Origin of the sequence: Pseudomonas sp. SIMBA_068 (assembly GCF_046534705.1) — a bacterium.
GTDB classification, from domain to species: Bacteria; Pseudomonadota; Gammaproteobacteria; order Pseudomonadales; family Pseudomonadaceae; genus Aquipseudomonas; species Aquipseudomonas putida.
The window spans coordinates 272,224-285,321 of record NZ_JAWRYI010000006.1; the positions used below are offsets into that span (position 1 = coordinate 272,224).

The 13,098-nt window shown below is 63.1% G+C and carries 13 protein-coding genes and 1 pseudogene; 2 read left to right on the forward strand and 12 right to left on the reverse strand.

From position 1 onward, the window contains the following. Window positions 1–62 precede the first annotated feature (62 nt). The 12 genes and pseudogenes from SB756_RS16495 to SB756_RS16550 form a co-directional block, all read right to left on the reverse strand. Window positions 63–1,883 carry an alpha/beta hydrolase family protein gene (locus SB756_RS16495; protein ID WP_410911148.1) on the reverse strand — a complete coding sequence of 607 codons (1,821 nt, stop codon included), beginning with the start codon at window positions 1,881–1,883 and terminating at the stop codon, window positions 63–65. Next, a complete protein-coding gene (gene pqqE / locus SB756_RS16500; RefSeq protein ID WP_341797380.1) occupies window positions 1,849–3,009 on the reverse strand; it encodes a pyrroloquinoline quinone biosynthesis protein PqqE in 1,161 nt (386 codons plus the stop codon). The genes SB756_RS16495 and pqqE overlap by 35 nt, the downstream gene beginning before the upstream one ends. Continuing rightward, a complete protein-coding gene (gene pqqD / locus SB756_RS16505) occupies window positions 2,981–3,256 on the reverse strand; it encodes a pyrroloquinoline quinone biosynthesis peptide chaperone PqqD (protein ID WP_016497682.1) in 276 nt (91 codons plus the stop codon). The genes pqqE and pqqD overlap by 29 nt, the downstream gene beginning before the upstream one ends. Further along, window positions 3,253–4,008 carry a pyrroloquinoline-quinone synthase PqqC gene (gene pqqC, locus SB756_RS16510; RefSeq protein WP_012270176.1) on the reverse strand — a complete coding sequence of 252 codons (756 nt, stop codon included), beginning with the start codon at window positions 4,006–4,008 and terminating at the stop codon, window positions 3,253–3,255. Before pqqC ends, pqqD begins: the two co-directional genes overlap by 4 nt. Window positions 4,009–4,163: 155 nt before the next feature. Next, on the reverse strand, window positions 4,164–5,075 hold the full coding sequence (gene pqqB / locus SB756_RS16515) for a pyrroloquinoline quinone biosynthesis protein PqqB (RefSeq protein WP_410911149.1): 912 nt from the start codon (window positions 5,073–5,075) through the stop codon (window positions 4,164–4,166). Window positions 5,076–5,154: 79 nt separating this feature from the next. Further along, window positions 5,155–5,226, reverse strand: coding sequence for a pyrroloquinoline quinone precursor peptide PqqA (gene pqqA, locus SB756_RS16520; protein ID WP_008365141.1), 72 nt, complete (start codon window positions 5,224–5,226; stop codon window positions 5,155–5,157). 171 nt (window positions 5,227–5,397) lie between these two features. After that, a complete protein-coding gene (gene pqqF, locus SB756_RS16525; protein WP_410911150.1) occupies window positions 5,398–7,686 on the reverse strand; it encodes a pyrroloquinoline quinone biosynthesis protein PqqF in 2,289 nt (762 codons plus the stop codon). A gap of 143 nt (window positions 7,687–7,829) precedes the next feature. Beyond that, window positions 7,830–8,624, reverse strand: a complete 795-nt coding sequence (locus tag SB756_RS16530; RefSeq protein ID WP_410911151.1) for a carbon-nitrogen hydrolase family protein — start codon at window positions 8,622–8,624, stop codon at window positions 7,830–7,832. A gap of 14 nt (window positions 8,625–8,638) precedes the next feature. Continuing rightward, a complete protein-coding gene (locus tag SB756_RS16535) occupies window positions 8,639–10,321 on the reverse strand; it encodes a flavin monoamine oxidase family protein (RefSeq protein ID WP_132843037.1) in 1,683 nt (560 codons plus the stop codon). Window positions 10,322–10,483: 162 nt separating this feature from the next. Continuing rightward, window positions 10,484–10,798 (reverse strand): helix-turn-helix domain-containing protein, encoded by a 315-nt coding sequence (locus SB756_RS16540; protein ID WP_341797384.1) that lies wholly within the window; start codon window positions 10,796–10,798, stop codon window positions 10,484–10,486. Further along, window positions 10,776–11,138: pseudogene (locus SB756_RS16545) on the reverse strand (toxin). The gene SB756_RS16540 and the pseudogene SB756_RS16545 overlap by 23 nt, the downstream one beginning before the upstream one ends. 188 nt (window positions 11,139–11,326) lie before the next feature. Beyond that, window positions 11,327–11,788: an Lrp/AsnC family transcriptional regulator gene (locus SB756_RS16550; protein ID WP_059394951.1), complete on the reverse strand. Its 462-nt coding sequence runs from the start codon at window positions 11,786–11,788 to the stop codon at window positions 11,327–11,329. Between the two features lie 159 nt (window positions 11,789–11,947). On the opposite strand from SB756_RS16550, the gene SB756_RS16555 reads away from it, so the two are divergent. Continuing rightward, window positions 11,948–12,502, forward strand: a complete 555-nt coding sequence (locus SB756_RS16555) for a serine acetyltransferase (RefSeq protein WP_341797387.1) — start codon at window positions 11,948–11,950, stop codon at window positions 12,500–12,502. A gap of 165 nt (window positions 12,503–12,667) precedes the next feature. Continuing rightward, entirely contained in the window at window positions 12,668–12,790 is a 123-nt protein-coding gene (locus SB756_RS16560; RefSeq protein ID WP_341797388.1) for a hypothetical protein, read from the forward strand. Window positions 12,791–13,098 lie beyond the last annotated feature (308 nt).

A 13,098-nucleotide genomic window follows, 5' to 3' on the forward strand; every position in this document is an offset into this window, starting at 1 on the left:
ATGCGCTGCCTGTGACGGCCCTTTCGCAGCACAAGGCTGCTCCTACAAAGGGCTAGCTCGGCTTACTGCGCCAAAACCCGGCAGTAGAACTTCCACTCTTCTTCCAACGCATGCGCCAGGTTCTGAGCCTGGCGGAACCCATGCCGCTCACCCGCATAGAAGTGCCCTTCAGCCTCGATGCCGTTAGCCTGCAACGCCGCCAGCATGGCGCGGGTCTGCTCTGGCACCACCACAGCATCCAGCTCACCCTGAAAGAAAATCACCGGCACCTTGATCTGCCCTGCACGCAGCAGCGGCGTGCGCTGGCGATAGCGTTCGGCATCCTGCTGCGGGTCGCCGATCAGCCAGTCCAGGTAATCCCCTTCGAACTTGTGGGTGGCACGGCCCAGGGCAACCGGGTCGCTGACCCCGTACAGGCTGGCGCCGGCGCGGAACACGTCATGGAACGCCAACGCGCACAGGGTGGTGTAGCCACCGGCGCTACCGCCGCGGATAAACGCCTTGTGCTTGTCGACCAGGCCTTGAGCAGCCAGGTATTCGACCGCCGCGCAGGCATCGGCCACATCGCTCTCGCCCCAGCGCAGGTGCAGTGCCTGGCGGTATTCCCGGCCATAGCCGGTGCTGCCCCGGTAGTTCAGGTCGGCCACGGCAAAGCCGCGTTGGGTCCAGTACTGGATGCGAGGGTCGAGCACGGGATAGCAGGCCGACGTCGGCCCGCCGTGGATGAACACCACCAGCGGTGCGCCTTGCGCCTGCGCTGGCGGGTAGAAGAAACCATGGGCCTGCTCGCCATCACTGCCATAGTGGATCGACTGCGGCAGGCTGATCTGCTCCGCCGGCAGCATCTCGACACCACCGGCCAGCACGCGGACCTCGTGGTTGCGGCGGTCGATGGCAATCACTGCCGGCGGGCTGATGGGCGAGGCGGCAATGGCATACAGGTTTTCGCTGTCCATGGCCAGGCTGCGAAAGCGTGTGTAGGCACTGGCGTAACGCGCCATGCGGCCATCTTCATGACGCAGCCCGAGTTGCCCGAAGCCATCTTTGAACCAGCTCGCTAGATAGCTGTGCGGCCCCAGCGCCAACCAGGTACAGGTGCCCAGTTGCCAAGGCGCAGCCGCGTGGTCGGCAGGCTCGGCAGGCAACGCCTGCCAGCGGCCATCGACTTCCCCCCAGGGCTGCCAGAAGCCATTGCGGTCGGACAGGCAGTAGAGCCGGCCTTCGGCATCGAAGCGCGGCTGTTGCAGCGACTCATCATCGCTGGCTACACACTGCGCGGGCCCCCAGTGGCCACTGCTGTCGCGTACGCGGCCCATCAATCGGGTGAGGGTCCAGGGCTGTGCCGGGCGGTCCCATTCGATCCACGCCAGGCGCATGCCATCGGCACTCACCGTGGGTGAGGCGTAGAAATCGGCGCCCTCGGCGAGCACTTCGCGGCTGCTTTCAGCCAAAGCCACCAGGCGATGCTCTACCTGCTCGGCATGGCGTTCCTCCACGGCCAGCACCTGGCCATGGTGCCACTGCACATCGCCGTAGCGGCAGCTGGCATCCTGGGTCAGCGCACGCGGTGGCACATCGTCCAGCGGCTGGGTGTAGACCTGCTGGTCCTTTTCGTTGACGAACACCAGCCCGTCGCCACCCAGGCAAAAGCTGCCACCGCCATATTCGTAGACCCGGCTGCGCACGCTGAAACCATCCGGGGTCAGGCAGCGGGCCTGGTGGTACAGCCAGTGCCAGATACGGCAAGCACCGTCGGCGGGGCGAAATTCTATCCAGAACAGCCCGTCGGCACTGACTTTGAGTTCGGCGAAGTCGGTACCGGCGGCAACTGCCTGGGCCGCGCTGAATTCAGCCGCGGGCGATGACACGGGAGTTTCGATCATTGCGGAAGGTCATCTGTTCAATGGCGAGCTGGGCGGTTTCCGCCTCCTCGCGGGCCTTGAGGATGATGCCGTGGTCGACCGACTTGGCGCACACAGGGTCGGCGTTGCTGGCATCGCCGGTCAGCATGAAGGCCTGGCAGCGACAGCCGCCGAAGTCCTTTTCTTTTTCGTCACACGAGCGGCACGGTTCGCGCATCCACTCATAACCACGGAAGCGGTTGAAGCCAAACGACTCATACCAGATATGGTGCAGGTCGTGGTCGCGGACATTGGGGAACTGCACGGGCAACTGGCGGGCGCCGTGGCAGGGCAGCGCGGTGCCGTCCGGGGTAATGGTGAGGAACAGGTTGCCCCAGCCATTCATGCAGGCCTTGGGGCGCTCTTCGTAGTAGTCCGGGGTGACGAAGATCAGCTTGCACGGGTTGCCCTCGGCCTTGAGCTTTTCCCGGTACTCGTTGGTGATGCGCTCGGCCCGCTCCAGTTGCTCGCGGGTTGGCAGCAGCCCCAGGCGGTTGAGGTGCGCCCAGCCGTAGAACTGGCAGGTGGCAAGCTCGACGAAGTCGGCTTCCAGGGCAATGCACAGCTCGATGATGCGGTCGATCTTGTCGATGTTGTGCCGATGGGTGACGAAGTTGAGCACCATCGGGTAGCCGTGGGCCTTTACCGCACGGGCCATCTCCAGCTTTTGCGCAAAGGCCTTCTTCGAGCCGGCCAGCAGGTTGTTGACCTGCTCGTCGCTGGCCTGGAAGCTGATCTGGATATGGTCCAGGCCGGCCTTCTTGAAATCGGCGATGCGCGCTTCGGTCAGGCCGATACCCGAGGTGATCAGGTTGGTGTAGTACCCCAGCCGGCGGGCTTCGCCGATCAGCTCGGCAAGGTCCTGGCGCACCAGCGGTTCACCGCCGGAAAAGCCGATTTGCGCGGCGCCCATTTCCCGCGCTTCGGCCATCACCTTGAACCACTGTGCGGTGCTCAGCTCCTGGCCCTGGGCGGCAAAGTCCAGCGGGTTGGAGCAATAGGGGCACTGCAGCGGGCAGCGGTAGGTGAGCTCGGCCAGCAGCCACAGCGGCAGGCCGACCTCGGGCGTAGGCGGCAACTCAGGCGAGGACGATCCAGTGTTCGGCACGGGCCACCTCCATGAACTGCTCGATGTCATCGGCGACTTCCGGGACATCGGGGAATTGCTGTTCGAGTTCGCTGATGATGGCTGCCACGTCACGCTGGCCGTCGATCAGGCCACCGATCAGGCTGGCGCTTTCGTTGAGCTTGATCATGCCCTCGGGGTACAGCAATACATGGCCCTTTTGTGCCGGCTCGTACTGGAAGCGGTAGCCGGGGCGCCAGCTCGGCACCTGATTGCGATCAAGACTCATAGGGTGATCCCCTTGTGCCACACCCGGTCCTGGGTGACGGAGTGATAAGGCGGGCGGTTCAACTCGTAGGCCATGCTCATGGCGTCGAGCATGCTCCAGAGAATATCCAGCTTGAACTGAAGTATCTCCAGCATACGCTCCTGGCCCGCGCGGGTGGTGTAGTGCTGCAGGGTAATCGCCAGGCCGTGCTCCACGTCACGCCGGGCTTGGCCCAGGCGGGTGCGGAAGTACTCGTAGCCGGCCGGGTCGATCCACGGGTAGTGCTGTGGCCAGCTGTCCAGCCGCGACTGGTGGATTTGCGGGGCGAACAGTTCGGTCAGCGAGCTGCTGGCCGCTTCCTGCCAGCTGGCGCGGCGGGCGAAGTTGACGTAGGCATCCACGGCAAAGCGTACGCCGGGCAGTACCAGCTCCTGGGAGCGCAGCTGGTCCGGGTCGAGGCCGACCGCCTGGCCAAGGCGCAGCCAGGCTTCGATGCCACCGTCCTCGCCGGGTGCGCCGTCGTGGTCGAGCAGGCGCTGGATCCACTCGCGGCGTACTTCGCGGTCCGGGCAGTTGGCCAGGATCGCGGCATCCTTCATCGGGATGTTGACCTGGTAGTAGAAGCGGTTGGCTACCCAGCCCTGGATCTGCTCGCGGGTGGCGCGCCCTTGGTACATCGCCACGTGGTACGGGTGATGGATGTGGTAATAGGCGCCCTTGGCGCGCAGGGCCTGCTCGAATTCGGCAGGGGACATTGGCAGTGCGTCGCTCATTCGGCTGGCTCCTGTAAAGCTGAGTCTCGGCTCGATCCCTGTGGGAGCGGGTTTACCCGCGAACACCGGCGAAGCCGGTGCCATACACTGTGTTGGATTCTTCGCGGGTGAACCCGCTCCCACAGGGGAACTGTGTTGCTTGTGCGATCTCGGTTTTACAACTCGATGCTCATGCCATCGAAGGCAACTTCGACGCCCCGGCGCAGGACTTCGGCGCGCTCGGGTGAGTCTTCGTCGAGAATCGGGTTGGTGTTGTTGATGTGGATAAGTACCTTGCGCTGGCGCGGGAAGCCGTCGAGCACTTCCAGCATGCCGCCAGGGCCGTTCTGGGCCAGGTGACCCATCTCGCGGCCGGTGCGGGTGCCCACGCCACGGCGCTGCATTTCGTCGTCTTCCCACAGGGTGCCGTCGACCAGCAGGCAGTCGGCACCGTGCATCATCGCCAGCAGCTTTTCGTCTACCTGGCCCAGGCCCGGTGCGTAGAACAGCTTGCCGCCGGTGCGGGTGTCTTCGACCATCAAACCCAGGTTATCGCCCGGGTGCGGGTCGAAGCGGTGCGGGGAGTAGGGCGGCGCGGCGCTGCGCAGCGGGAACGGGGTGAACTTGAGGTTTGGGCAGGCGTCGATCACGAAGCTGCCTTCCAGCTCGATGCGGTTCCACTGCAGGCCACCGTTCCAGTGGCTGAGCATGTTGAACAGCGGGAAACCGGTGCTCAGGTCCTGGTGGACCATGTCGGTGCACCACACCTGGTGCGGGCAACCTTCGCGCAGGCTGAGCAGGCCGGTGGTGTGATCGATCTGGCTGTCCAGCAGGACGATGGCGTTGATGCCGGTGTCGCGCAGGGCACGGGCCGGCTGCATCGGCGCAAAGGCCTGGAGCTGGGCGCGGATGTCGGGCGAGGCATTGCACAGCACCCAGTGCACGCCGTCGTCGGACAGGGCGATGGACGATTGGGTGCGCGCCGTGGCCCGCAGGGTGCCGTCACGGTAGCCCTTGCAGTTGACGCAGTTGCAGTTCCACTGCGGGAACCCGCCACCGGCGGCGGAGCCGAGAACCTGGATGTACATGGCCACTCTCTATGCAGAAAACCGTGTCGTAAAAACGAAAACGCCCCGGCGGGCCGAGGCGTTGAGGCGCAAGCCTGGCTTAGCGGCTTGCGAAGTACATGGTGACTTCGAAACCGATACGCAGGTCAGTGTAAGCAGGTTTGGTCCACATGGAATTACTCCTTCCGAATGAGGGTTGGGTTGCTCAGCTACTACTTGGGTACCGCCATGGGCCGGCAGTTCCCTGAAACTGGGATTGCGCTATCTTACAAGAAAAATTTGTACCGAAAGGTTAATTATTCGAAAAGCGCCGTTGTAATTGGCGTAACAATCGCGAGGTTGTTCACGGCCATTCAAGGGCTGGCGCGGCAGCGTTGGCCAAGCAGAGCCAAGGGCAGTCCTTATCGAGCAGGGTGCCCAGCAGCTGGTCCAGATCCGTCTGCCGCGTCTTCAAGATAGCCCGGCGCAGCTCATCCAACGTGCCCGGTTGTGTAGCCAGGTGTGTCTGCCATGCCCATTCGGCAACGTCGGCGTTGGCCATGGCGGGCTCGTCGAATTGCTCGGCCAACGCCACCCGAGCGCGCGGATCCAGCGTGATGCCTTGCCGCAGCAGGGTGAGCAGGTGGTCGAGGATCTGCGCTGGGCGGGTATTTGGCGACTGCACCCCGAACACCAGGCCGCCGACACCCTCGACCTGACGAAAGGTACTGAACACCGCGTAGCCGAGTTGCAGCTCTACCCGCAGCCGTTGGTAAACCGGCCCTTGCAGCAATTGCGCAAACACGCGGCCGCTGGCTTCGCTGGTCGCAGGGAGCGGGCAGAACAGCAACAGGGCGTGTTCACTGCCGGGTACTTCGGCGTGCTGCCAACGGTGGCTGGCCCATGTAGGCGGGGGGGCAGGCAGCGAGCCTTGCCCAGGGCAGTGCTGTAACGCAGTGCCCAAAGCGCTCAGCGCAGCAGCGTCGAAACCTGTGGCAAGGCCATGCCAGCGGGCGTGCTGCCACAGGCTGTCGAGTTGTGACTGCGTCGGCATGCCGGCAGGCGCACTTGCGGGGTGGGCGCCCAGTACCGCGTCGGGCAGTTGCTTGAGCAAGGCCCTGATGGGGATCAGTGGCGGTGGCGTCGCCGTGCTGGGCTGCCAGCAACTGGTTGCTGGCTTGAGCATCAGGGCCAAGGCCTGCTCCAATGCCCGAAGCACCGCTGCCGGTTGCCCGGCGCAGCGCAATTGCCAGTATTCGCCAACGGCACTGAACAGCAGTTGCACCGACGCGCGCTCGCAGCGCTCCTGTAGTGGGGCCAGCGCCTGTTCCAGCACGGCCTGCAAACGCTGGCGCAGGGTCGATGGCACGTGCCAGCGCAGGTAAAGCGCGGCGTACTGACGGGTGCCAGGCAGCAGGTCGCTGGTCTTCAAGGCCGCCGGTAGAGGTTGTGCCGGGGCATTGGGCAAATCTGCCATCAGCAAGGGGTCGACGGGGGGCAGTTGCCATTGCCCATGCGCTTGGCCCGGCAGGCCCTGGAGCAGTGCGCCCAGGGCCTGCAGGCCTTGCGCATCCAGCTTGGCGAACGGCTGGCCCGTGCTGTCCCGGCGAGCCAGCTCAAGCGCGCCGGCGCTGCGTTCACGGCTGAGCTGCAGCAGGCCGAATGCGTGGTTCATCTGCTCAAGGTCGGCCTGGCGGATGAAGCTGAACCAACCCTGCAGCAGGGCATCTGCTTCGTCCGGTTTGGCGCTTGCGCTGAGCTGCAGGTCGATGTGCCAAAGTAACTGCCCGGAGAAGCTGTACAGCCTCTCGGCCTTGAAGCTTTGCAGCCAGCCGCGTTGGCGCAGCGCATGCAGCCAGGTACCCGGGCGGTTGTCGCCCAGGCAACTGATCAGTAATTCCAGGGCCTGCTCGGCACCTGCCGGGAGCTTTTCATGGGTGAACACCAGGCGCGCGTTCGGTGGCGACAGTGGCGGCGGCAGCGTTTGTGGCGCATGCGTGCCCGCGGCGAACAGGCTGGCATGTTGCCTGCCTAGCTGCTCCATTTCATCCAGCGACTGTGGGCCACACAGGCTCAGGGTCATCTGGCCGCCCTGGTAATACCGTTGGTGAAAGCCTTTGAGGGCGTGCTGGAAGGCAGCATTCTGCAAGGCCAGGGTGTGCCGGTTACCAGCGTGAAAAGCGCCTAGCGGATGGCCCGGCGAAACCGATTGCAGCAAGGCGAACTGCTGCTGAGCCTGCGGGTTGCGCGACCAGGCAATGAATTCGGCGTGGATCACTTCGCGTTCGCGGCGTTGGCGCTCGATGCCCAGGTCCGGTTCGGCCAGCATCTGGCACAGGCGCTCAAGGCCCCCGGCCAATGCATTGGTCGGCACTTCGAAGAAAAAATCGGTGGCGCGTTCCCGGGTGCTGGCGTTGACCTGGCCACCGAGGGCCTGGACGTAGCGCATCAGGCCGTCGTTCAGGGGGAACTGCGCGGTGCCAAGGAAGAAAAGGTGTTCAAGGAAGTGGGCCAGGCCGGGCCACCTGGCGGGAGCGTCATGGCTGCCCGCGTGCACCCGCAATGCGGCGGCCGAGCGCTTAAGGCGCGGGGCGTGGCGCAGGGTCAGCTGCAGGCCGTTGGCGAGGGTGAGGTGGCGGGTGGTGTCAGGCATGGAAACTCCGGGTAGGTGTTCATGCTAACCCATTTGTATGAGCAGGCCCGGCCTCTTCGCGGGCGCGCCCGCTCCTACAGGTATGGTGTGGCTTGCAGACTGACACCAATCCTGTGGGAGCGGGCATGCCCGCGAATGGGACGTCAGCTTTTACGCAGGTGCAGTTCCTGGCGCAGGTCTGTCAGGTAAGGAAATGCCTCCCGCCCCTGCACCACCTGTTCATGCTCCAGTTCCGCCAGCAACAGGCATTCATCCCGCCCACCCATGGCCAGCAGGCTGCCATCAGGGCCGATGATGCTGCTCTGCCCGCAATACTGGATCTCGTCTTCCGAGCCGCAATAATTGGCATACACCAGGTAGCACTGGTTTTCCTGCGCCCGCGCCCTCACGGTCACCTGGCAGACGAAGTCGTACGGGGCCATGTTCGCCGTCGGCACCAGGATCAGTTCGGCACCACCCAGCGCCAGGCGTCGGGCGTTCTCCGGGAACTCGATGTCGTAACAGATCAGCAGGCCGACTTTCCAGCCGTCCAGTTCCACCACCGGGAAGTGGTCTGGGCCTGCGCTGAACATCGCGCGGTCCAGCTCACCGAACAGGTGAGTCTTGCGGTAGTTACACAGGCTGCGCCCGTGCGCGTCGATCAACTGCACACTGTTGTAGATCGCCCCATCATCACCACGCTCGGGGTAGCCATAGACGATCGCGATGCGGTGCGCCTGGGCTATTTCCACCACGTCCATCGCCGCCGGGCCATCGTCGGCTTCGGCCAACCGCTCGACCTGGGCCAGGCCGATGTTGTAGCCGGTCAGGAACATTTCCGGGCACACCAGCAACTGGGCGCCGCGGTCGGCTGCCAGCTGCGCCTGGTGGCGCAGCCGTTGCAAGTTGCCGGGCACGTCCAGTGGCTTGGGGGCGCCCTGGAACAGAGCAATGCGCATGGTGCCTCCTTGTGTCAGTCTGCCAGGGCGATCGGGCCGATCTCGTCAAACACATCGCCCGGGCCGGGGTTGTCCGGGTGGGTCTGGCCACCGAAGTGGTTCATGATACCCCACACCGCATTCAGCGACGTCTGCACCGCGCCTTCCACCCACGCCGGGGTCCACGACACGTCGTCACCGGCGATGAACATGCCGCGCTGCTCGGCAGGCATGTCTTGCTGCATGAAGTGCGCGTACATGCGCTGGTTGTAGCGGTAGTGGCCCGGCAGGGCGCCCTTGAAGGCGCCGAGGAAGTGCGGGTCGGCCTCCCAGGAAATGGTGATCGGGTCGCCGATGATGTGCCCGGCGATATCGGTCTTGGGGTAGATCTTCTTCAGCGCATCCAGGGCCAGCTGCACGCGCTTTTCCACCGGGTGCGGCAGCATCTTCAGCGCGTCGCTCATCCAGGCGTAGGACAGGCAGATGACCCCCGGCTTGTCGTCGCCGTTGTCGAACAGGTAGGTGCCGCGGGTGAGGCGGTCGGTGAGGGTCATGCTCATCAGGTCACGGCCGGTTTGCGGGTCCTTGTCCTTCCAGAACGGCCGGTCGACCATGACGAACGTCTTCGACGATTGCATGTAGCGGGTGCGGTCCAGGGCCATCCACATTTTTTGCGAGAACAGCGATTCCTCGCAGTCGATCTGGGTGGTCAGCAGCCAGGTCTGGCAGGTGGCGAGCACGGCGCCGTAGTGCCGGGTGTCGCCCCAGTTGTCGGTGACCGCCAGGCGGCCATCGGCGGCACGGGCAATGCGCTTGACCCCGGTGCGCGGCGCGCCGCCATGCAGGCCGCTGAGGCTGGTGCCCTCCGGCCAGTGGGCGCAGCGCTCGGGCACATGGCGCCAGATACCTTGCGGCACCTGCTCCACACCGCCGACGACCAGGTGCTGGTGGTCGTCGCAGTTGGTCATCACCACGCGGAAGATTTCCAGCATCGAGTTGGGGAAGTCCGAGTCCCATCCGCCGGTGCCAAAGCCGACCTGGCCGAACACTTCGCGGTGCTGGAAGCTCAGTTTGGCGAACGAGCGCGAGGTGGCCACGAAGTCGTAGAAGGTGCGGTCGTCCCACAGCGGCACCAGCTTGTTCCACAACTCCTTGAGCCGCGGTACATCGCGGTCGCGGATAGCTTGCTGGATGTCGGCGAACTGGGCGCCACTTTCCAGGGCGTCGGCCCAGGCGTCGGCCACTTCGTGGAACAGCTTAGGCAGGTCGGTGGTTTTTTCGGCGTAGTAGGTCTGGCCTTCCAGGTCGATCACTGTGCTGCCCGAGGCCGGGGTCAGGGGGTTGGGGAAGGGCTTGGTCTCCAGGCCCAGCTTGTCCACGTAGTGATAGAACGCCGTGGACGACACCGGGAAACGCATGCCGCCGAGTTCGGCGATGATCCCGTCGGTGCCGTTGAAGGCTTGCGAACGCAGCCGGCCACCCAGCTTGGAGGCCTCGTACACCACCGGCTTCAAGCCCAGTTTCATCAGCTCGTAGGCCGCCACCAGGCCGGCGATACCGGCACCCACGATGGCCACTTCTTCACCCTGGCGCTCGGCTGGAATGCTGCCCAGGCCTGCGGGGTGTTCCAGCCAGTCGTCGAAGGCGAAGGGGAAGTCCGGACCAAAGATGGTGATGGGCTGCTTGCCGTCGGCGGGGTGGCGGTTTTTCTTGTTCATGAAGTGACCTTGCCAGAGAGGCTGCGCGGGGAGCGGAGCCTGAGTATAGGAGATGCCTGGTGGTCATTTTAGGGAGTAGGGCGTTCGTAATTAAGGTTCAGAGTGGTGTCTGAATGTAGCTTTATTCGTCATATTTACTAATAAAAGATCAATTATGATGAATCAGATAAGGGATGCGAGGTGATCCACGGTCTCGGGGTATTTCTGCACAAGGCGAATGAGCGCAACAGCCTGCGCATTAGGTCTGGAACGGCCTTGCTCCCAGTTCTCCAGTGTTCTGGCGTTGGTCCGTAGACAGTTCGCGAACAGTGCCCTGGACATGTTGAGGCGCTGGCGCAGTTCCAACAGTTCATTAGGCGCCAAGGGGGCCAGTTCGATGGAGCTGACTTTGTGCGAGCGCAGGGTCTTCTTGCCTTGGCGTTCTTCGGCCAAGGCGTCGAAGCCTTCAGTGAGTTCAGTGAACAGGTTGCGTGGCATGGTGGGTCCTCGACAGGTATTCGCGTTCGAGCATGGTTCTCAGAGCTTTTCGCTGGGAGTCGGTCAAGTCATCCTGCATGCCTTTGCCGTATAGGGTAAACAGCCAGAATTGAGTCCCCGGAAGCCAGAAGTAGTAGATGACGCGGATACCGCCCCGCTTGCCCTTTTGGCGTTGGGAGTCCGAAAATCGCAGCTTCCGGAGGCCACCTGTACCTTGGATCAAATCTCCAGCAAGCGGATTCTTCAACAAAAACTGTTACAAGGAGCGAAAGTCTTCGTCGCTCAGGTAACTGGGACGATGACGTTCGAACGGGGGAAGCTCAACAAAAACGGCGTCCATGCTGTGTACGTTATCTGCGTATAGTTTGGAAGAGGTGGTGAGGCCTGTCAATCCGGCCTCTAACCAGCCTATTACGCATTGACGCTACGCCTCAGCACGAATGAATTGCAGCAAGTAACGCAGGTATAGGCCTCGATCGGTCGATACAGCGTTTCACTCAAGATATTGACGGTGCTGGAGGATGTCGCTCAGATTGGCTGACCGCGATCCACCTTGCTGCTGAGAATGATCGACGTGGTGGTTTTTTCCACCCCGTCGACACTGCCGATCTGGTCGAGCAGCTGGTCCAGTTGCTCGGGCGAGTCCGTACGCAGCCAGGCCACATAGTCGAATTCGCCGCTTACTGCACACAGCTGCTGCACCTGGCCCATGGCACTCAGACGGCGTACCACTTCCTTCCCGGAGCGCGGCTGCACCTTGATCCCCACGTACGCTTGCAGCCCGCCACCCATCACACTCTGACCCAAGCGCACGCCATAGCCTGAGATGACCTTGTTCTTCTCCAGCCGTTCCAGGCGCGAGTTGACGGTGGTGCGGGCGATGCCCAGCTGGCGCGCGAGGGTGGCGACGCTTTCGCGGGCGTTGATTTGCAGCAGGGCGATCAGCTGGCGATCGATTTCATCCAGCGTGATAGAGCGGGAATCCGACATGGCGAGTCTCTACGGTTGGCCTGCTAGCCTAGCCAGCGAGTGCCAATCAGGGCAAGGCCGGGCACAGCTGAACAATCCGACGCGCTCCTACAACGACTGCGCTGGCCTGGTGGCTGTGCCTTCGGCATGATGAAGCGCTAGCTCAACGGGAACCTCAGCGTGAACCTCGACCACCTGCTCGAATGCTGGCGACTGGAAGTCGCCAACAAGAAAAGGCCCGGGCGCCGTATAAGCCTGCTGTTCAACGTGCTGCGCCGTGCGCGCAAGGACAACAAACTGCGTTTCCTCTTTGCCTACCGCCTGGCCCAGTACCTCGACGCCCGCGGCGGCCTGGCGCGGCGTCACGCCCGGCGCATGCAACAGCGGCTCAACCTCAAGTACGCGCTGGACATCGACATCGGCGCACAGATCGCGCCCGGCCTGCGCATCGCACACCTGCCGGGGGTAGTAATTACCCGACACGTGAGCATCGGGCGCAACTTCTTCGTCCGGCAGAACTGCTCGATCGGTATCAAGACACTAGGGTTGGACGATTACGCGCTGCGCATTGGCGACAACGTGAGCATGGGGGCTAACAGTTGCATCGTTGCCGACTGCATCGATATTGGCGACGACGTGGTGATTGGCGCGATGTCGTTGGTTACGCGGGATATTCCGGCTGGCATGACCTTCTACAACCCGCGGCAGGTCGAGATGCGGTCAAGAGGTGAGTAAGAAGAGTTACATTTCCGGAGCTGTGGGCGGGATGCTCGAATAATACTGTCTGGTGCAACCATTGCACTGTACCCATTGACGGCCTCGGTGGGTCGCAAGTAAGGCACTTGAATGGGCTTTGCGAAACAGGGCTCGACTGGTAGCAATGTGGGAGGAGTTGAATCCATGACCAACAAGCATTTCCAGCTGACCGAGGTAACCGTGGTGGGCCCCGCTTCATTGCTGCTCACCTTCGCGGACGGGGGAGTGTTCACACGAGCTCATCTGGAGCTGGATGGCCAAACATGAGCTGACGTTGGATCGAGCAGCTGAAGAGCTAGGGCTGAGCAGGCGTATGTTGGCTTATTACCGTAAGGGCGAAAAACCGGTGCCGAAGACAGTTGGCCTGGCCATGAAGGGTTGGGAAGCACTTCGGTTGCCTGAGACGCAGGCAAATAGCGTATCGAAGAAGCGGGCATAACGGCGCGGCTGATCGATAGGCATGAAAAAGCCGCGGAATCGCGCGGCTTTCTGGTATTTGGTGGGCCCACACGGACTTGAACCGTGGACCAAAGGATTATGAGGCCCAAACAATGCTGTTCCCTCATGTCCCCTAG